The organism is Streptomyces sp. NP-1717, assembly GCF_022695985.1.
Lineage (GTDB): Bacteria > Actinomycetota > Actinomycetes > Streptomycetales > Streptomycetaceae > Streptomyces.
In genome coordinates, this window is the sequence record NZ_JAAPBF010000013.1 from 39,215 (window position 1) to 58,116 (window position 18,902).

17 protein-coding genes and 1 riboswitch are annotated in these 18,902 nt (G+C 71.2%); of the genes, 1 reads left to right on the forward strand and 16 read right to left on the reverse strand.

The window, feature by feature from the left end:
* Positions 1-228: 228 nt before the first annotated feature.
* The 12 genes from GXP76_RS04795 to GXP76_RS04850 all read right to left on the reverse strand — a co-directional run bounded on the left by GXP76_RS04795 (position 229) and on the right by GXP76_RS04850 (position 11,552).
* Positions 229-1,155 (reverse strand): Ppx/GppA phosphatase family protein, encoded by a 927-nt coding sequence (locus GXP76_RS04795; RefSeq protein ID WP_242570142.1) that lies wholly within the window; start codon positions 1,153-1,155, stop codon positions 229-231.
* On the reverse strand, positions 1,152-1,700 hold the full coding sequence (locus tag GXP76_RS04800) for a DUF501 domain-containing protein (protein WP_242570143.1): 549 nt from the start codon (positions 1,698-1,700) through the stop codon (positions 1,152-1,154). The genes GXP76_RS04795 and GXP76_RS04800 overlap by 4 nt, the downstream gene beginning before the upstream one ends.
* Positions 1,701-1,723: 23 nt before the next feature.
* On the reverse strand, positions 1,724-2,197 hold the full coding sequence (locus GXP76_RS04805) for a septum formation initiator family protein (RefSeq protein WP_242570144.1): 474 nt from the start codon (positions 2,195-2,197) through the stop codon (positions 1,724-1,726).
* Between the two features lie 177 nt (positions 2,198-2,374).
* Complete coding sequence (gene eno, locus GXP76_RS04810) at positions 2,375-3,661, reverse strand: phosphopyruvate hydratase (RefSeq protein ID WP_242570145.1); 1,287 nt, start codon at positions 3,659-3,661, stop codon at positions 2,375-2,377.
* 275 nt (positions 3,662-3,936) lie between these two features.
* Positions 3,937-4,614 carry a transglycosylase family protein gene (locus GXP76_RS04815; protein WP_242570146.1) on the reverse strand — a complete coding sequence of 226 codons (678 nt, stop codon included), beginning with the start codon at positions 4,612-4,614 and terminating at the stop codon, positions 3,937-3,939.
* 3 nt (positions 4,615-4,617) lie between these two features.
* A riboswitch (cyclic di-AMP (ydaO/yuaA leader) is annotated at positions 4,618-4,794 on the reverse strand.
* 258 nt (positions 4,795-5,052) lie between these two features.
* The gene (locus GXP76_RS04820; RefSeq protein WP_242570147.1) at positions 5,053-6,018 is read right to left on the reverse strand and encodes a transglycosylase family protein; all 966 of its coding nucleotides are present in this window, start codon (positions 6,016-6,018) and stop codon (positions 5,053-5,055) included.
* 141 nt (positions 6,019-6,159) lie between these two features.
* On the reverse strand, positions 6,160-7,413 hold the full coding sequence (locus tag GXP76_RS04825; protein ID WP_242570148.1) for a cytochrome P450: 1,254 nt from the start codon (positions 7,411-7,413) through the stop codon (positions 6,160-6,162).
* Between the two features lie 200 nt (positions 7,414-7,613).
* A complete protein-coding gene (locus GXP76_RS04830; protein WP_242570149.1) occupies positions 7,614-8,093 on the reverse strand; it encodes an NUDIX domain-containing protein in 480 nt (159 codons plus the stop codon).
* A 174-nt stretch (positions 8,094-8,267) separates the two neighbouring features.
* Entirely contained in the window at positions 8,268-9,248 is a 981-nt protein-coding gene (locus GXP76_RS04835; protein WP_242570150.1) for a nucleoside triphosphate pyrophosphohydrolase, read from the reverse strand.
* A 69-nt stretch (positions 9,249-9,317) separates the two neighbouring features.
* Positions 9,318-9,977 carry a SurA N-terminal domain-containing protein gene (locus GXP76_RS04840; RefSeq protein WP_242570151.1) on the reverse strand — a complete coding sequence of 220 codons (660 nt, stop codon included), beginning with the start codon at positions 9,975-9,977 and terminating at the stop codon, positions 9,318-9,320.
* A gap of 142 nt (positions 9,978-10,119) precedes the next feature.
* Complete coding sequence (locus GXP76_RS04845; RefSeq protein ID WP_242570152.1) at positions 10,120-10,551, reverse strand: GtrA family protein; 432 nt, start codon at positions 10,549-10,551, stop codon at positions 10,120-10,122.
* Positions 10,548-11,552 (reverse strand): glycosyltransferase family 2 protein, encoded by a 1,005-nt coding sequence (locus GXP76_RS04850; protein ID WP_242570170.1) that lies wholly within the window; start codon positions 11,550-11,552, stop codon positions 10,548-10,550. The genes GXP76_RS04845 and GXP76_RS04850 overlap by 4 nt, the downstream gene beginning before the upstream one ends.
* A gap of 124 nt (positions 11,553-11,676) precedes the next feature.
* Between GXP76_RS04850 and GXP76_RS04855 the strand changes: the two genes are divergently transcribed.
* Entirely contained in the window at positions 11,677-14,157 is a 2,481-nt protein-coding gene (locus GXP76_RS04855) for a YfhO family protein (protein ID WP_242570153.1), read from the forward strand.
* On the opposite strand, the gene GXP76_RS04860 is transcribed toward GXP76_RS04855, so the two are convergent.
* From GXP76_RS04860 to GXP76_RS04875, 4 genes are all read right to left on the reverse strand, one after another.
* A complete protein-coding gene (locus GXP76_RS04860; RefSeq protein WP_308354095.1) occupies positions 14,098-15,672 on the reverse strand; it encodes a serine/threonine-protein kinase in 1,575 nt (524 codons plus the stop codon). The two genes, GXP76_RS04855 and GXP76_RS04860, sit on opposite strands and share 60 nt — an antisense overlap.
* On the reverse strand, positions 15,669-16,286 hold the full coding sequence (locus GXP76_RS04865; protein ID WP_242570154.1) for a hypothetical protein: 618 nt from the start codon (positions 16,284-16,286) through the stop codon (positions 15,669-15,671). The genes GXP76_RS04860 and GXP76_RS04865 overlap by 4 nt, the downstream gene beginning before the upstream one ends.
* A gap of 116 nt (positions 16,287-16,402) precedes the next feature.
* Positions 16,403-17,149, reverse strand: coding sequence for an N-acetyltransferase (locus tag GXP76_RS04870; protein ID WP_242570155.1), 747 nt, complete (start codon positions 17,147-17,149; stop codon positions 16,403-16,405).
* Between the two features lie 165 nt (positions 17,150-17,314).
* On the reverse strand, positions 17,315-18,718 hold the full coding sequence (locus tag GXP76_RS04875; RefSeq protein ID WP_242570156.1) for a glycoside hydrolase family 6 protein: 1,404 nt from the start codon (positions 18,716-18,718) through the stop codon (positions 17,315-17,317).
* Positions 18,719-18,902 lie beyond the last annotated feature (184 nt).

The window sequence follows — 18,902 nt, forward strand, 5'->3', positions numbered from 1 at the left end:
GGTTCACACGCCCGCAACACGGCCGGTACGGCCCGTTGACCGGCCGTTCGCAGGCCCCGGACCGGTGCCGGCGGCCCCCGGAGAGTGATGTGCGCCCAACCCGGCGTTTTTCCTTGTGAAGAACTTCACGAACTTGGTTCCGGGATGTGGCGCAGAGAGCCCGTAAGACCCCCGTAAAGACGCTCGGGGAGCCCTGGAAGGCCCCCGCGACAGCCTCCCGTCACCCGCTCAGGCGATCGACCAGCCGATGCCGTCGAGAATGTCGTGTTCGCTCACGACGACCTCCTGCGCACCGGTCCGCTCCATGACCGTGAGCAGGATCAGCGCACCCGTCACGATCACGTCCACCCGGCCCGGATGCATGACCGGGATCGTCGCGCGCTCGGCGTGGGTGGAGCACAGCAGCGTCGTGGTGATCTCCCGGACCACCTCGAAGGGGATGCGCGAGTGGTGGATCGCCTCCGAGTCGTACGCCGTCAGACCCAGCGCGATCGCCGCGACCGTGGTGACGGAGCCGGCGAGGCCCACGAGGGTGCGGGCCTCGCCGAACGGGACGTCCCGCGCCGCGGTGTCGAGGGCGGCGGAGATGTCCGCGCGCAGGGCGGTGATGTCGGCGGGGGTGGCCGGGTCGGCCGGACGGTGCCGTTCGGTCAGCCGTACACAGCCGATGTCGACCGAGCGGGCCGCCGAGACCCGGTCGCTTCCGACCACGAACTCGGTGGAGCCGCCGCCGATGTCCACGACCAGGTACGGCTTCTCCAGGTCGGCGCGGCCGGCCAGCTCCTTCGTGGCCCCGGTGAAGGAGAACTCCGCCTCCTGGTCGCCGGTGATCACCTCGGGTTCGACACCGAGGATGTCGAGGACGCCGCGCACGAACACGTCGCGGTTCTCGGCGTCGCGGGAGGCGGAGGTGGCCACGAAGCGGACCCGCTCCACCCCGTGTTCCTTGATGACGGCGGCGTACTCGCGGCAGGCCGCGAAGGTGCGCTCCAGCGCCTCGGGGGCGAGCCGGCGCGTCCGGTCGACGTCCTGGCCGAGCCGCACGATCGTCATCCGCCGGTCCAGGTCGACGAGTTCGCCGGTGGCGGGGTCGGCGTCGGCCACCAGGAGCCGGATGGAGTTCGTACCGCAGTCGATCGCCGCGACCCTGGTCATACGGTCTCTCCCTCGGCGGGTTCGTCGTTTGTGAACGGGATCACACAGGGGCCCTTGCGCCACCACTCGGGCAGCATCGCCAGCGCCTCGTCACCCAGCGGGTTGACTCCCGGGCCCGCCGCGAGCGAGTGGCCGACCAGGACGTGCAGGCACTTCACCCGGTCCGGCATACCGCCCGCGCTCGGGAAGCCCGCCAGCAGCTCGATCGCGTCGCGGCGCGCGAGGTAGTCCTCGTGGGCCTTGCGGTACGCGGCGGCCAACTCGGGGTCGGACGCGAGGCGTTCGGACATCTCCTTCATGACGCCGTTCGCCTCCAGCGTGCCGATGGCCGAGGCCGCGCGGGGGCAGGTCAGGTAGTAGAGCGTCGGGAACGGCGTGCCGTCCGGCAGCCGCGGGGCGGTCTCCACCACATCGGGCTGCCCGCAGGGGCAGCGGTGCGCGATGGCGCGCAGACCGCGCGGGGGCCGGCCGAGCTGCTGCCTGAACGCCGCGACGTCCGCCTCGGTGGGTTCGGTGCGTGCGGTCTGCGGAGGGGGCGTTTCCATACCTGCGTCGGTTTCCTTGGTGTCTATCTGTCCGTCCGGTCGGCGCTGTCGACGCCGTCCAGGAGATTGGAGTACCAGGGCCGGTCGGCCGCGCCCTGGTCGGTGCGGCGCTCCTCGGCCGCCCGGGGGTCGGACATGATGTAGCCGGTCTCCCCCGGCATCACGTAGTGCAGATGCTCGCGCGCCAGGCGCTGGATGTACGCGTCGTCCTGGAGGCGGGCCCTCTCGTCGCGCAGCTCCTCGACCCGCTGCCGGGCCTCGTGCGCCAGCCGCTGCTGCTCGGCGATCTCGCCGCGCTGCGACACGTACTGCCGCATCGGGTAGGCGAGCGCCACGATCAGCGAGCAGACGACGAGCACGAGGAACGCGGCGCGTCCGGTGAGCCGGGAGCGGCGGGCCTGCCTGCGGGTCTGCGAGCGGTAGACCCGGGCGGCGGTCTGCTCGCCCAGAATCCTGATCTTGGTCGCGGTGGAGAACCGGTCCCGGTTCGCGGCCATGGTCCCGCCTCCCTCAGAGGTGAGCGGGCCTCGTACCTCTGGTCCTGCCGTACTGCCTCTGTACGCGCGTACGTCCCCGGACACGGTACGGGACCGGGGACGGGGACGTACGCACGACTGGCGGTGCCGGACCGTGCCGCGGACCGGATCAGGTGCTCGCGGACCGGCCCGCGCGGATCAGTCCTTGAAGCGGGGGAACGCGCTGCGGCCCGCGTACACGGCCGCGTCGTCCAGGATCTCCTCGATGCGCAGGAGCTGGTTGTACTTGGCGACGCGCTCGGAGCGGGCCGGGGCGCCGGTCTTGATCTGGCCGCAGTTGGTGGCGACGGCCAGGTCGGCGATCGTCACGTCCTCGGTCTCGCCGGAGCGGTGGGACATCATGCACTTGAAGCCGCTGCGCTGCGCCAGCTCGACGGCGTCCAGGGTCTCGGTCAGCGAACCGATCTGGTTGACCTTGACGAGCAGGGCGTTGGCCGAGCCCTCCTCGATACCGCGGGCGAGACGCTCGGGGTTGGTGACGAAGAGGTCGTCGCCGACGATCTGGACCTTGGTGCCCAGCTTGTCGTTGAGGACCTTCCAGCCGGCCCAGTCGTCCTCGAAGAGCGGGTCCTCGATGGAGACCAGCGGGTACGAGGCGACGAGCTCCTCGTAGTACTCGGTCATCTCGGCGGCCGAGCGGGATTTGCCCTCGAACTCGTAGGAGCCGTCCTTGTAGAACTCGGAGGCCGCCACGTCGAGCGCGAGCGCGATGTCCTTGCCCGGGGCGTAGCCGGCTTCCTTGATGGCCACGAGGATCAGGTCGAGCGCGGCGCGGTTGGAGTCCAGGTTCGGCGCGAAGCCGCCCTCGTCGCCGAGGCCCGTGGAGAGCCCCTTCTCCTTCAGGACCTTCTTCAGCGTGTGGTAGACCTCGGCGCCCCAGCGCAGGGCCTCGGAGAACGACTCGGCGCCGATCGGCGCGATCATGAACTCCTGGATGTCCACGTTGGAGTCGGCGTGCGACCCGCCGTTGAGGATGTTCATCATCGGCACGGGCAGCAGGTGCGCGTTCGGGCCGCCGAGGTAGCGGAAGAGCGGCAGGTCGGAGGCCTCGGAGGCGGCGTGCGCCACGGCGAGCGAGACACCGAGGATGGCGTTGGCGCCGAGCGAGGACTTGTCGGGCGTCGCGTCCAGGTCGAACATCGCCTGGTCGATCAGCCGCTGCTCGGTGGCGTCGTAGCCGACGAGCTCCGGGCCGATCTGCTCGATGACGGCGAGGACGGCCTTCTCGACACCCTTGCCCTGGTAGCGGTTCGGGTCACCGTCGCGGAGTTCGAGGGCCTCGAACGCGCCGGTGGACGCACCGGAGGGGACAGCAGCACGACCGGTGCTGCCGTCGTCGAGGCCGACCTCGACCTCGACCGTTGGGTTGCCTCGGGAGTCAAGGATTTCCCGGGCTACGACGACGTCGATGGACGGCACGAGCATCTCCTTCTGGGATGTGACGCGTTGGTGCGGGGCCTCATTGGCCCTGCGGCATGAGCCTAACCGGCTCCCGGGTGCCGGTCGGCAGATGCCCGCCCGCTGGGACGAAAAGAGTCCGGAATGCGTGGTGAGCGACGAATGTCGCATGGTGGGCGGGGCATTCACGCGGCGGAGGGAGGCGCGGTGGACGGACACCGGGCCCGGGACGGGCCCGGCCCCGGACCGGCGCGTCCGGGGGGAGTGAGGCGCGCCGGGCCGGGGCCGGGTTCCGGGAAGGGTCAGCTCAGGTGGAGCTGCTGACCCGGGAAGATGACATCGGCCTTCTCGATGATGTCCTTGTTCAGCTTGAACAGCTTCTTCCAGCCGCCGTCGACCTTCTTGGCCTCGGCGATCTTGGAGAGGGTGTCGCCGGCCTTGACCTTGTACTCGCCGTCGCCCTTCTTGACCGGGCCGCGCGTCTCACCACGCGAGGCGGGCTGCTCCTGCTCGGCGCGCGGCTCGGACTTCTGCGGGGCCGGCTGCTCCTTCGGGGCGGCCTCCTGCGGGGCCGGGTCGGCGGAGCCGGCGTCGTTCGAGGCGTTGGACAGGCCGACGCCGCAGCTCGGCCAGGCACCCTTGCCCTGGCCCGCCAGGACCTTCTCGGCGATCTGTATCTGCTGGGACTTCGACGCCTGGTCGGCGCTGGAGGCGAAGGCGCTGCCGCCGTACGCGGCCCAGGTGGAGGCCGAGAACTGGAGACCGCCGTAGTAGCCGTTGCCGGTGTTGATCGACCAGTTGCCGCCGGACTCGCACTGGGCGACGGCGTCCCACTCGGAGGTGGTGGCGGCGGAGGCGGAGGTGGCGCCGATCAGCGGGACCGCGACAGCGGCACCGGTGATGCCGGCGAGCGTGGCGTAGCGGACGGTCTTGGAGGGACGGCGGTGCTTGCCCTTGCCGGAGTTGCTGGAAAACAGCATGCGTGATCTCCTCACCGACGCCTGCGAGGTGAGCTGTCGGGTTCGGGCCAAGTGAGTTGCCCGGCCGTGCGGCCCGGGAACGTCTTCACGTCCCCCCGCGCACGGCTGCACCCCGAGCCGGCCGTGATGACCGGCACTTACCTGTGGGTCCCCCGCTCCTGCCTTCGGCGCTTGACGCGACGAGTACTCCCCCCGACCGACGGCAGGATTCGGCGTGACGGTCGACGGTGCCCGCGGTGCGAGCGGTTCAGACCGTAAACACAGACATCCCGGATGTTCAAAGACGGAACATCCGGGATGATTCGCCCATCCTGCCCCGAGGAAACCTCTGTTTACGCAGGTCGGGCAGGGCCCGGGGTGAGCCGCCGGGCAGACCGTGTCAGTTGGGACGAAGAGACGCTTGTCTCACTTGCGCAGATGCGGACATAGCCCGCCTGACTACCCCTGGTTCGCGGTGAGATCGAGGCTCTGGCCCGGCAGGATCAGATCGGCGTCGGCCCCCACGACCTCACGGTTCGCCTCGTAGAGGGCGGGCCAGCCGCCGTCCACCTTCTGCTCGTCGGCGATGGCCCACAGATTGTCGCCGGAACGGACGGTGTACGAGCCGCCGTCGGCGGCGTCGTCGCGTGCCGAACCGTCACCCCGTGAGGCATGACGACCGCTTTCGCGCGCTTCACCGGACTTGCCCGGCTCGCCCGCTTCGGTCGACCCCTCCGCGCCGTCCGTGCCGTCCGCGTCCGCGCCCGCGTCCGCCTCGGCCGAGTCGCCCGAACCGGCCGTCGCGCCGCTCTCGGGGGCCGGCTCGCCGCGGTGCTTGCCCTGGCCGGCACCGGCCTCGGTGCCCGCCTCCGCGCTCGACTCCCGCGTGGCGGGCTTCTCGGCCCCGGAGGCGGAGTCCCGGCCGAACTGCCCGGAAGGGGGCGTCGACTCGGGAGCGGCGGGAATGACGGCCGTCTCGCTCGGCTCGGGCTCCGCTTCCGCCTCGGGCTTCTGGGTGGCGTCGCCGGAGGACCCGCCGTCCGCGCCCGCGTCCGCGGTGAGGCCGGTGATCAGCGCGCACGTCGGCCACGCGGCCGGCCCCTGCGCGGCGAGGATCTTCTCCGCGACGGCTATCTGCTGGCTGCGACTGGCCTGGTCGGCGGTGGGGGCGTACGCCGTACCGCCGAAGTCGGCCCAGGTCTCCTGGGAGATCTGGAGTCCGCCGTAGTACCCGTTGCCGAGGTCGGCGCTCCACATGCCGCCGCTCTCGCACTCGGCGACCCGGTCCCAGGTGGTGGCGTCGGCCGCGCCGGCGCCGGTCGCGCCGAGCAGCGGGATGGCGATCGCCGAGCCTGTCACCCCTGCCGCGACGACAAGTGCGGGGGCCTGGCGGGGCCGACGGTGCCGGCCGTTCCCGGAGCGCATGCGGTTGCCTTCCTTGAGACTGCTGAAACGTGAATTCCGAACACGTGACTGCTGAGACCGTCGTGAACGTAGCGGTACTCGAACGTCTGTCACAAGTCGATGCAGCGGAGATCACGTGAAAGTCACAGTGCTGACGTCGCGTCAGTCACGCACCGCTGTGAACTGCACCGGGAGCGTGCGCAGTCCCCGCATGATGAGCCCGCCACGCCACCGCAAATCGGATGGATCGACCGCAAGTCGCAAGTCGGGCAGGCGGGTCAGCAGGGTGCGGAGCGCGGTCTGCCCCTCCAGCCGGGCGAGGGGCGCGCCGAGGCAGTAGTGGATGCCGTGGCCGTACCCGAGGTGTTTGTTGTCACCGCGCGACAGGTCGAGCCGGTCCGGGTCGGCGAAGCGTTCCGGGTCGCGGTCGGCGGCGGCGAGTACGACGAGTACGGGGTCGCCCACCGCGACGCTCTGCCCGCCGAGTTCGACGGGCTCGGTGGCGTAGCGCCAGGTGGCCAGCTCCACCGGCCCGTCGTAGCGCAGCAGTTCCTCGATCCCGGTCGCGAGCAGCGCGCTCTCGCCGGCGTCGAGCGAGCGCTGGAGCCGGGCGCGCTGTTCGGGGTTGCGGAGCAGGGCGTATGTCCCGTTACCCACCAGATTCACGGTGGTCTCGAACCCCGCGAAGAGCAGGATGAACGCCATCGCGGCGGCCTCGTTCTCGGTGAGGTGCTCGCCGTCGTCGCTCGCCCGGATGAGGCCGGAGATCAGGTCGTCGCCGGGGGCGTCCCGCTTGCGGTGGATGAGTTCGGCGAGGTACCCGCGCATCTTCCTCACGGACCGCGCGACCCCGCCGCGCGGCCCGCCGCCGTGCCGGATCATCATCCCGGCCCAGTCGCGGAAGTCGTCCTGGTCCTCGCGCGGGACGCCGAGGAGGTCGCAGATCGCGTAGATGGGCAGCGGGAAGGCGAAGTCGTGGATGAGGTCGGCCTCCCCCTTCGCCGCGAAGGCGTCGATCAGTCCGTCCGTCAACTCCTGTACGCGGGGGGCGAATTCGGCCACCCGCCGGGGCGTGAACGCCTGCGAGACCAGCCGCCGCAGCCGGGTGTGGTCGGGCGGGTCGATGTTCAGCAGGTGCGTCATCAACTCCGCGCCGCGCTCCCCCGGGATCCCCGTCTTCCCCTTCGCGTGCGCCTGCTCGGCGTGGTGCAGGGGGTTCTTGGACAGCCGGGGATCGGCGAGCGCGCGCCGGGCGTCCGCGTACCGCGTCACGAGCCACGCGTCGACCCCGCTGGGCAGCCGGGTGCGGTGCACGGGGGCGTGCTCGCGCAGCCAGGCGTAGGCGGGGTAGGGGTCGGTGGCGAACTCCCAGGTGAAGAGTTCGGGCGCGGCGTCGGCGGGTGGCGGGTTCTGCATGCGACGACCGTACGCAACCGGGCGCGCCCCGCCGCGTACGGGCCACGCTCACCGCTCCGGCCGAAGACGCCCTTCTCCAATCGCGGCAGCCACCGGCCCAGTTCGGCCGGCCACGCGGGAGTGCAGAGCTGCGGGCACAGCAGCAGTCCGATCCTCCCGCCCAGCGAGAGCGCGGGGTGGTCGGCCCGCGGCAGGGAGCCCTACCGGCGCGTGAGCCGGGCGAGGTGGGCGTCCAGGGGCTGGACCCGCCCGGGGAGGGCTTCCCGGAGATCCCACCAGCGGATGGCCGCGATCTCCTCGTTGGGCCGGAAGTCCTGGACAGTGGTGGTGTGGCCCGCGAAGAGTGCGGCGTACTCGGCCCGCTGGTCGGGCGCGAGTACGAACCGCGCGTAGCCGATGAACCGTAACGGTCCATCGGCACCCTGGCCGCTCTCCTCCAGCAACTCGCGGACGGCTGCCTCACGAGGGGTCTCACCGTCCTCCGTACGCCCGCCGGGAAGCTCCCAGCGCCGGCGGAAACGGTCGAAGACCATGAGGACACGGCCGGCGTGCCAGAGGGCGACAAGTGCCGTCGGCAGGGGTGCGTCACCCGGCGGCGCGCCTTCCGCCCCACGCGCGAAGGCGACCAGGGCGTTTCCGTGACCGTCGACAACGAGCGGCGGGACGGTGGAGTCGAACACCTCGTATCACCCGCTCCTACGCAGACGTGGACCACTTCCCCACGGGGGATGCGGTGTTGAACGCTCCGCAGACTCTACGAGGCTGTGTGTACTTCGCCCGGATGCGGCCGCGTACCGAGGAACGCGGCCCCGTGATCGATGTCGAGTCGGACGGTGCCCGGCCGGCCCGGCCGGCTATCCCGCCGACGCGCGGTGTTCCGCCGCGCGGATCGCGTCGCGGTAGATGCGGGCCGTCGCGCGCAGGGCGGCTTCCGGGTCCACGCCCGACTGTTCCGCGCGGGCGGCCAGGGCGAGGAGTTCGTAGCCGATGCCCTCGCCGCGCGGGAGCGGGACGTCCAGGGGCGCGGCGGTGGCGCGGGAGGTGAGTTTGGCGGCCAGGGCGAGCGCCGGCTGGCCGAGCGGGACGCCGTCCGTGACGGAGTCGCGCTGCTTCTCCTCCGCCTTCGTACGCAGCCAGTGCGCCTTGACGTCGGCGGGGGTCTCGGCCGTCTCGTCGCCGAAGACATGGGGGTGGCGGTGGATGAGCTTGTCCACGATCGTGGCGGCGACGTCGTCGATCGAGAAGGGTTCGTCGTCGTCCTCCTCCGCGATGCGGGCGTGGAAGACCACCTGGAGCAGTACGTCCCCCAGCTCCTCGCGCAGTTCCTCGCGGTCGCCGTTCTCGATCGCCTCGACCAGTTCGTACGCCTCCTCGATGGCGTACTTGGCGAGGCCCTCGTGCGTCCGGGTGGACGACCACGGGCATTCGGCGCGGATCCGGTCCATGACCTGGACGAGGTCGAGGAGCCGGGCGCCCGGAAGGTCGTAGGAGCCGGGGAGCAGTTCCAGGTCGGGCATCCGCACCCTGCCCGAGCCCGCGAGGCGGGAGAGGCCGTCGGTGAGGGCCTGGTCGCCCTCACCGGAGGGCAGGACCACGACCGTACGGCCGCCGGAGCAGGCGTCGACCAGCTCCGCGGCGGTGGGGGCGGAGATTTCGACGGTGACGCCTGCCTCGCGCAGATACGGCAGCTGGGGGTGCGCGGGGTCCGCGCACAGGACCTGGTCGGCCTCGTGGAGCGTCTGCCAGGCGGGCCAGGACAGCACACCGGGCGCGACCCGGTGGCTGACGGTCAGCAGGACGATACGGCCGGGGTCGACGGCGGGTTCTTCAGTCACCCGAAGCAACCTACCCCCGGCCGCCGGCCGTCCCTCACGCGCGGGCGCGCTCAGCCCGCGCGCGGGCGCTCACGCCCCGGCGGGGACCTGCTCCGGCGGCGCTTCCTTCGTGACCTGGGTGAGCCACGGCGTCTTCGTCTCGCCGAGCCTGACCTGCTTCACGTCCCAGGCGCCGTACCGGGGGTTGACGTCGATGCCGAGCTTCTCGGACGTCTTCACCAGCGTGCCGAGGACCTGCTGCTGCCCCTCCGGCGTCGTCGTGTTGGCGCCGAGCGACTCCGCCAGCTTCGACATCAGCACCTCGCGGCGGATCGCGGTGTCGATCTGGTCCGGGGTGAGCGCGCCCTGCTGGAGCAGCATCGCCGCGAGCTGGTCCTCGCCGCCGGACTGCTGGGCCGCCACCTGCCGGGTGGTCTGGATCTCCTTGCGGGACACCGTGACGCCCGCGTCGTCCGCGGCCTTCTCCAGGATCCGGTCGAAGATCATGCTGTTGAGCTTGACCTGGCCGAGCTGGCCGGTGTTCTTGATGAGCTCGGCCGCCTGCGGGGACGCCTCCTGCGCGTCGCGTACGTCCCGTACCTGGGCCTGCAGCGCGGACACCTCGATGCGCTCGCCGCCGACGACGGCCGCGGCGCCGGGGTGGGCGTCGTTGCCGCAGGCGGTGAGGAGCGGGGCCGCTGCGAGGAGCGCGGCTGTGAGGGTGAGCGCTGTGCGACGGCGGCGGTGCAAAGGGTGCCTCCTGGATCGTGACAACGACCGTGCGTTGATCGATGTTAGGCAGTGGCGGTGGATCCGATCCAGTCAGCCGGAGTTTTTTCGAAAACTTCGCCGAATTCGCGATCGCGTTTACGACGGGCGGGCCCGGCCACCGTTATCCCTCGATACGGGCCGGGGCCGGACCCGCGGCGACGGGCTCCGGTGCCGGATCGTCCCGGTCGGGGCGGAGCATGATCGTGCGGGAGACCGCGAAGGTGATCGGGACGGCCGCGGCGGCGGCGATCAGCGGCGCGTACCGGCTGCTGAGGTGGAGCACGTCGACCAGCAGATAGACGCCGCTGGTGGTGATGGTGAAATTCGCCGCGTTGGTGAGCGGGAAGAGCAGAAACTTCCGCCAGGTCGGCCGGGTCCGGTAGGTGAAGCGGGAGTTGAGGAAGAAGGAGCCGGTCATGCTGAGCGCGAAGGCGACGACATGCGCGGCGACATACGGCAGCCAGGTCAGCAGCACGAGATAGCAGGCGTAGTACGTACCGGTGTTGACGACTCCGACGAGCGCGAATCTGATCAGCTGGCCCCGCACCGTCATGTGCCCACGAGCTCCTGCTCCTGATCCTGATCCGTCGCCGCGTCCGCCGTCGGACGTGTCCCGCGCGGCCGGTCCGCGTCGGTCGCCGCCACGAGATAGTGGGGGCGCCGTTTCACCTCGTAATAGATGCGGCCGACGTACTCGCCGACGACTCCCACCATCACCATCTGTACGCCCGACAGCGCCGTGACGGCCACCAGAAGTGTGACATAGCCGGGGGTGTCGACCCCGTTCACCAGCGCGACGCCGACAATCCACGCCGCGTACAGGGAGGCGAGCGACAGCAGCAGCAGTCCGAGATGGAGCGCGGCACGCAGCGGTTTGTCGTTGAAGGAGAGCAAGCCGTCGAGTCCGTAGTTGAGCAGCTTTCCGAAGCTCCATTTGGAACGGCCCTGTTCACGCGCCGCGTTCTCGTACTCGAATGTGGTGGAGCGGAATCCGACCCACGCGAAGATTCCCTTGGAGAAGCGGTTGTACTCGGCGAGGGCGAGCACCGCGTCCACCGCGCGGCGCGAGAGCAGCCGGAAGTCACCGACGCCGTCGACGAGTTCGACGTCGATCAGACGGTTGATGAGCCGGTAGTACGCGCGGGCGGCCAGCGTGCGGGTGACACGGTCGCCGGTGCGGGTGCGGCGGGCGATGACCTGCTCGTAGCCCCGCTCGTGCAGTTCGAGCATGCGGCGGACCAGCTCCGGCGGATGCTGGAGGTCCGCGTCCATGATGACGACGGCCGCGCCCTTGGCGTACTGGAGTCCGGCGAGCATCGCCGACTCCTTGCCGAAGTTGCGGCTGAAGGAGACGTACCGGGTGCGGGGGTCGGCCGCGGCGATCCGCTCCAGCCGCTCCAGAGTGCCGTCCCGGCTTCCGTCGTCCACATAGACGAGCTCGAATTCATGCCCGAGTTCCCCTTCGAGCAGCGCGAGTTCACCGGTCACACGGTCATGGAAGCGGTCGACGATCCCCGCTTCGTCGAAGCACGGGACAACTAAGGAGATCAGCACCGTAGAACGGAATCCCACCGGAATGTCACCGGTGGAGTCCCTTGGTGAATGACAAGCGGCCATCGAGTGAACTGAAGCGTTAATGGACCTTTTGTCGGCATCCACGCTGACATATTCGATCACTATGCCGACCCTGCAATCCTTACGTGGCCGGGCAGCCGTGTTCGCCGCCCTCGTCACCGTGACCGCCGTCTGCGCCGGTGACGCCGCCGCCCGGAGCTTTCCGTTCGGTGCCGGCACCCGGAGCGTCAATGACCTGGGCAACCAGTTCGTGCCCTTCCACGCCAAGCTGTGGGACCTGCTGCACGGGCGCGGGGACGGCGGGATCCTGCTCAACTGGCAGTCCGGGTACGGCACCGCGTTCCTGCCCGACCTCGGTACGTATCTGACGAGTCCGTTCGCCCTGCTCGTCGGTCTCTTCCCCCGGGACCGGATCGATCTCGCCGTCTATGTGATCACCGTGCTGAAGATGGCGGCGGCGGGCGCGGCGATGGCGTGGCTGCTGCCGGCCTCCGTACGGGAGCGGCACGGCACCGGGCAGGAGCGGTTCGCCGCACCGTGGTGGGCCGCCGGGGTGCTCGGCGCCACGTACGCGCTCTGCGGATGGTCCGTCATCGAGGCGTCGTACAACCCGATGTGGCTCGACGGGCTCATCGGCTTCCCGCTGCTCTGTCTGGTCGGCGAGTGGGTGCGGGCAGGCCGCCGGCCGGTCCTCGGACCGCTGGTCGTCGCCCTCGTGTGGGTCGCGAACTTCTACACCGCGTACATGGCGACCCTCGGCGCCGCACTCGTGCTCGGCGTCCAGCTCCTGCTCACCCGACAGGTCTTGCACGCGCGCCTGCGTGTCCTGCTGCGCGGCGCGACGACCGTGCTGCTCGGCATCGGGCTCGCCGCGCCCGTGCTGCTGCCGGTGGTCATGGGGACGCGGCACGCCTATCCGGGCTGGACGACGGAGTTCGAACGGGCCGCGTGGAGCGAGGTGTTCGCGCGGGCGCTGCCCGCGACGTACGACTTCTTCACGCCCGCCGTCTTCCTGGGCGGGGGCGCGCTGCTGCTCGCCGCCGCGCTGCCGTTCAACCGGGCGGTGCCGGGGCGCGAGCGGCTGGCGTGGGCGGGGCTCGCGGGCGCCGTCGCGCTCTCCCTCCAGTGGGGGCCGACCCATCTGGTGTGGCACGCCTTCGCGACACCCAACGGCAGTCCGTTCCGGCAGACGTTCGTGCTGTCGGGGCTGCTGGTGATCGCGGCCTGGCGGTGTCTGGCGTACGGCCGGCCGGGCCGCCGCGCGCTGCTCGGCGGTACGGGTGTGCTTCTCGCGCTCGGACTCGTGGCCGCGACCGGCGCGGCCGGCGCGCCGGCCGGGCGCCGTGCCCTCGCGCTGTTCGTGTGCGGGACCATGGCGGCGGGCGCGGCGCTGCTGGTGATGCGGCTGAGGGGCCGGAAGTACGCGGCGCTCGCCGCGCTGCTCCTCGTGGGCGGGCTCGTCGGTCAGGCGGCGGCGACCACCGCGTACGCCGACCGGGAGCGGCTGAAACGGCTGGACAGCTACCCCGCGTGGGCCGGGGCCCACGACAGGCGCGCCGCCGCCCTGGCCGCCGCCGACGGGTGGCCGCGCTACCGCACCGATCCCGGGCGCGCCCAGATCACCGCCAACGACCCGCTGCTGCTCGGTGGGCAGGGCGCCTCCTACTACAGCAGTCACACGCCCGAGGTGCTGACGCGCACCCTCGGCGCGCTGGGCGCCGGCTGGACGTCGAACGGGCGGGCCGTACAGAGCCTGGACAACCCGGTCGTGGACGCGGTGTTCGCGGTCGGCGCGCGCTTCCGTACGGAGGCGGATGGGTCCCTGGAGCCGAGCCGCGCGGACGTCCCGCCGCTGGTGACCGTACGGCCGCCTCAGAGCGCGCGACCGCGGTACGGAGGTTCCCCCTTCCGTAACCAGGAGCTGCTGCTCGGCTCGCGCGTCTACTCCTCCCCCGTGGCCGGCGCCTGTCCGGCCGGCCGCGAGGTCTTCCTCCGGGCTCCGGATTACTACGGCACCGCCCGCCTCGGCGACGCGCCGCCGGTCATGCTGCGCGGCGACAAGCCGCGCTGGCGCGCGGCCGTGACATCGCTCGGGACCGCCGGACGGGCCGGTGAGCGGGTCACGTTCGACCGCGCGGCGCCGGACGCGTGGTCGGTGGCCTGTCTGGACCGGACGCGGCTGGCCGCCGCCGTGGACCGGCTGACGGAGACGGGCGCCGTCTCCGTGCGGGTGTCCGGCGACGGCGTACGGGCCCAACTGCCGCCCGGCAGCACGGGAACGGCCGTCCTCGCCGCTCCCCGGATCGCCGGCTGGAGCTGCGCCGGGCGGCCGGCCGACTCGTACCTGGGCCTGGTCGCCGTCCCGCTGGACCCGGACGGCACGACCACGTCGGTCGACTGCTCGTTCCGGCCGCCGGGGCTGCGCTCGGGGGCCGCCGCGGGAGGGGCCTCCCTGCTGGTGCTGCTGGGCGTCGCCGCGCTCTCCGTGAGGAGGCGACGTCGCGAACGGCCGGTACCGGAGGAGCTACTTGCGCCGGGTGGTGCCGCCCCTGAACTGCTGCCGTCGGTCGAGTCCGCGCCGTAGTTCGACCGGCAGCGGATGGTACGGGCCGTAGACCCGCTCCGCGTCGTACAGCAGGTACTGCAACTGCTGCTGCGCCGCCGCGTGGTCGCCCACCGCGAGCAGCAGATGCCCGATGCGGTGTCTGATGTCGAAGGCGCGCGACTGGTCGCCGCCCGGCTGCCCGGTGCCTTCGTAGTAGGGCAGCACCGCGCGGTACTCCTCCAGCGCCGCGCCCGCCTCGCCGAGCTGTTCGAGGCACTGCGCCGCGTCGTAGCGGAACTGGAGCGTCTGCGGGTCGCCGGGACCGGCCTCGGCCGCGCGGTCGTCGGCGAGCCGGCGCAGTTCGGGCAGGGCGCGGCGGTACTGGCCGTCGTCCATCAGCGTCGTCGCGTACTGCTTGCGCAGGATGCGCACGACCGGTGAGCGTTCGCCGTGCTCGGCCGCGGCCGCGGGGAGGATGCCGCCGAGGATGTCGACGGCCTGGGTGATGCTGCCCTCGCCGAGGAGGCGCTTGGCCTCGTCCACGGCCGCCGCGACGTCCGGGCGCCGCGCGGGGACGTGCTCCGGCTTGGGCGGCGGCAGGGGCGCGGACGGCGGGGCGGTGGCGCGGTCGGGCCAGGGCGCGTGGGGGCGCAGGAAGGGCCGGGTCGGGTCGAGCGGGGTGCCGGCGCTGCCGGAGCCGGGCGCGCCGACCACGCCGCGCGTGGGCAGCAGCGGGGCGAGCGCCTCGTACACCTCCTGCGCTCCGGCCGGGCGGTGCTGCGGGTCCTTGGCGAGCAGGCGCAGGACGAGCGCCTCCAGCGTCTCGGGGATCTCCGGGCGGATCCGGCGGACCGGCATCGGCGGTTCGTACAGATGCCGGTGCAGGACACCGAGGGCGGTCGCGCCGGGGAACGGGACGGTGCCGCTGAGGAGTTCGTGCAGGACCACGCCGAGGGCGTAGAGGTCGGTGTACGGGCCGACGGCGCCGCCCATCACCTGCTCGGGGGCCATGTAGGCGGGGCTGCCGATGACCGATCCGGTGTGGGTGAGGCGGGTGGTGTCGGTGTCGATGACGGAGGCGACGCCGAGGTCGAGCACGAGGACCGTGCCGTCGGGCTTGACCATCACGTTCCGCGGCTTGAGGTCGCGGTGGACGATGGGCACCGCGTGCACGGCGGCGAGCACGGCGCACAGTTGGGCGGCGACCGAGGCCGCCCACTGCCACGGGTAGGGCGCGTGCGTGGTGAAGTGGGCCGCGAGGTCGGTCCCCTCGACGTACTGCATGATCAGGAACAGCTCGTCGCCGTCGCTGCCCGCGTCGTGCACGGTGACCAGACCGGGGTGGTTGACCTGGGCGGTGACCCGGCATTCGCGGATGAAGCGGCGGCGCATGTCCTCGGCGCCGGTGTCGGCGGCCATCTTGTCGGGGCGCAGCAGTTTCACGGCGACGCGGCGGCCCAGGCGCTGGTCGTACGCCGTCCAGACCTGGCCCATGCCGCCCTGGCCGATGAGCGTGGCCATCTCGTAACGGCCCGCGACGACGCGGGCGTTCACCGCTTGTTGTCCTCGTCGCTGTCCCGGCGCAGGAGATCGCTGAGCTCGTCCAGTTCGGCGCGCACCTGGTCGATGCGGGGCGGCGCGGTGTGGTTGGGCTGCGCCGGTCCCGTGTTGGCGGGGCGGGGCTGCGGCTGGGGCTGTGGCTGCACCTGCGGGCCGGTCATGGGCCGGGTGGGGCCGCCGTACCCGTAACCGGTGTTGGCGGGCGGCTGGTACCCCTGCTGCGGTGTGACCTGCGGCGGGTAGTAGCCCGCGTACACGTGCCGCTGGGGCCCGTAGTGCTTGAAGTCCGCGTACAGGTAGTAGGCGATGGCGGCGGCGCCGGTCATCAGCATGCCGCCCATGCCGGTGTTGCCCGCCGTGCTGCTGAAGTCGTCGGTGTCGTCGTGGGCGAGGAAGACGACCCACAGGATGTTGAGGGCCACGTTGCCGATGAACAGCCACCAGTTCAGGGCGGACCGGGTCACGATCGCGAGCCGCAGCGTCGCCGTCCAGGCGAGAAAACCACAGCTGATCAGCGGCAATCCCACGAAGATCACTCTTATGAAGGCGAGCATCCCCGGCGAGGACGTGCCGTTCGGCGGAGGCTGCGCTATTCCGGGGCCGTGCATGCTGCTCCTGACAGGCCAGGGGGGACGACTGCGAAAGCGTATCGAGGGTATCCAGCGGCACGACCTGCCGAACCCGCATCCATGGATCCCCCTGCCCCCGGACCTGTCCCCATCGCTCAGATCCGGTGACGCACCCACACATTGGGTTCGACGTAGACACCGTATCCGCGTGTGGCCTCGCAGTGCACGGGCAAGAGCGCTCCCGGTACGACGACGGACCCGTCCGTGTCGAACGGGAGCCCCGTCCACTCGCGCCACTGTCCGACCGAACCGGTCACCGTCATGGAGGCGGGCGCCACCGAGTCGATGACACCGCCCGCGCGCACATGGACGCGGAGCCAGGGGTCGTACGGCAGTCCGTCCTCGTCCCGTACGCGACGGGCGTACTCCTCCATCGGGGTGTGCGGCTCCCGGTGCTTGGCGCTGGGCCGTACCGGGGCGACGAGTTCGGCGAAGCCGCGGCTCCGGGCGTTCTCGCGCATCGCGGCGAGCATGGTGCCGGACAGTCCCCGCCCCTGCCGGCCGGTGGCGATCGTGATCTCGATCGCGCTGACGGTGTCGGGTGTCCTGCCGTGCCGCAGATCGGAGAACGCCCACAGCAGGGCCTGGTCCCAGCCGGTCGCCGGCAGGGTCTCACGTCCCTCGGCGCGGAGTTGGAAGGGGACGCTGAAGGCGCGCGCCACGACGGTCCCCTCCTCGTCCGTGCCGACGAGGGTGAACTCGGGCAGTTCGGCGACGATCCGGCCGATGTTCGCCCAGCCCACCGGGTCGTGGAGCATGAACTCCGGCCAGGTGTCGGCCATCCGCCACATCGGGTCGACGAGGTGGGGACGCTCGGCGAGCGTGGTGACTGTCAGCTCCATGGGAGCACGTTAACGGCATGCGGCCCGGCGCCCCACTGATTTGGTACGGCCTCCGGGACGGGGAGGCCGTCAGCTCGGGAAGGGTGCGGGCCCGGTCGGAGACCGGGCCCGCACCCTTCCTCTTTCGCGCGGCGGCATTGCTGCCGCAGTTGCCCGGGGCGTCGGTCAGAGCGCCGGGTAGGCGTTCCTCATGAGCTCCTGGAACTGGGCCGGGAACCAGTGGCCGGAGAGCGGCGCGTCCGGCAGGGCGCCGGACATGTTGTGCCCGTTGCGGGGGTTACCGGTGTACGTCGGGTCGCACATCCGGTCGAAGCCCTTGCCCTCGTCGTTCGGGATCACCTTGCTGGCGCCGTCCGACTCACCCGGGGGCTTGACCCAGACGTACGCGTCGATACCGGGCGCCGGGGCCGCCTGGGGCCGTGCGCCGAGACCGGCGCCCTTCTGGTTGCACCAGTTGCCCAGGTGGATCCGGCGGTCGGTGCGGCCTCCGTCGACGTACGTGTCCGAAGTGGTCTTCGGGCCCGCGGCGGTCGGCCGGGCCGCGCCGCCCCAGCCGTTGCGGGAGGTGTCGATCAGCATCCCGACATCTGAGGAGAAGCCTTCCTTCTGGGCCTCGGTGCGGAACGCCTGGGCGAACGACTGCTCGTCCACATAGCGGTTCCAGTCGATCCACTTGGCCTTCTCGCGGATCGGACCGTCGTTGGCGGTGTCGCCGATCTTGAAGAACGGCTCCGTGGTGGCGCCGTAGTTCGCGGTGTTGGCGATGAAGCCGTGCACGTTGGCCAGTGTGCTGCCCTCGGCCCTCGCGGCCTCGGCGATCTGCTTCGCGGAGGCGTTGAAGTTGTCGTCCCAGCCGATCCAGCCGTGGTGGCCCGCGTCGACGTAGTTGTACGCGTTCGGAACCGCGCCCAGCTTGGCCAGCGCGTAGCCGACACCCTTGACGTAGTTTCCGTTCGCCTTCATCACGTCGCAGTTCGGGACCGCGGTCGGGCGGGGCGAGACGTTGGTGACCAGGTTCGGCAGCGAGTCGATCTCGACGATGTTCACGATGCGCAGATTGGCGTAGGCCGGCTTGGCCAGGATCGCCGCGATCGGGTCGATGTACTCGCTCTTGTACCGGGCGAGATCCGTCTGGCCGAGCTCGCCGTTCGAGGCGAGGGCGGAACAGTCACGGCCCGGCAAGTTGTAGATGACCAGTTGGATCGTCTGCGCGCCCTGGCTGACGGCCCTGGCGAGATGGGCGTCCAGGCCCATTCCGCCGGCCACACCGTTGATCGCGGCGATGCGGTCGAGCCACACGGCGGTGGGCTGGTTGGAGATTCTGCTGCCGCCGGGCTCGGCCGCGGCCTTCGCGGACCACTCCGGGTTCACGTACACCTTGGCACCCGCGTACGGGTTGTCCACGCGGGCGGCGGCCTTCGCGGAGGCCTTTGCGGACGCGGAGGCGGGGGTGGTGGTGAGCTGGGTGACCGCGCCGCCGGTGAGCAGCATCGCGCCGACGGTGAGGGCGATCAGGCCGCGGCGGACTCGTCGTTGGGGTAAGGCGACCGAGGGGGTGGGGGGTGTCATGTGCGAACTACCTCCGGAGGATATGGGTCTTCACCCCTCAGGGGGAAGACGTACGATTTGCCCGGTTCAGTTGCACGTTCTTAACGATGGGAGCGCTCCCATCGTCAAGCCTTGACCAAGACCTGTCAACACTTGGGCGCCACGAGGCCATTTACTACTCCATCCCCACGCGCTACGTTGCAGA